A 362-nucleotide genomic window follows, 5' to 3' on the forward strand; every position below is an offset into this window, starting at 1 on the left:
TTATAAATATAATTCACTACAGAAATTAATATTATCTAGTTTTCAAAGAACCAAGTTTGTCACTTCGTGACAATGGAGAATAGCGGGATCGAACCGCTGACCCCCTGCTTGCAAAGCAGGTGCTCTCCCATCTGAGCTAATTCCCCAAGTTACTCCGGTCATTTGGCCGGTGGATGGGCCTAAATGGACTCGAACCATCGACCTCACGCTTATCAGGCGTGCGCTCTAACCAGCTGAGCTATAGGCCCAAAAAGCGTAACCGTATTATCTTTTGAGAGTAGACCTCTCAAAACTAAACAAAACATCGATGAAATGTACTGGTTTCCGTTTTATTCCTTAGAAAGGAGGTGATCCAGCCGCAG

2 tRNA genes are annotated in these 362 nt (G+C 44.5%); both read right to left on the minus strand.

Annotated elements, in window-relative coordinates:
• Positions 1-73: 73 nt before the first annotated feature.
• Positions 74-146: transfer RNA gene (locus FC56_RS02655), tRNA-Ala, on the minus strand.
• 28 nt (positions 147-174) lie between these two features.
• A tRNA-Ile gene (locus FC56_RS02660) sits at positions 175-248 on the minus strand.
• Positions 249-362 lie beyond the last annotated feature (114 nt).

The organism is Lentilactobacillus senioris DSM 24302 = JCM 17472 (assembly GCF_001436555.1).
Lineage (GTDB): Bacteria > Bacillota > Bacilli > Lactobacillales > Lactobacillaceae > Lentilactobacillus > Lentilactobacillus senioris.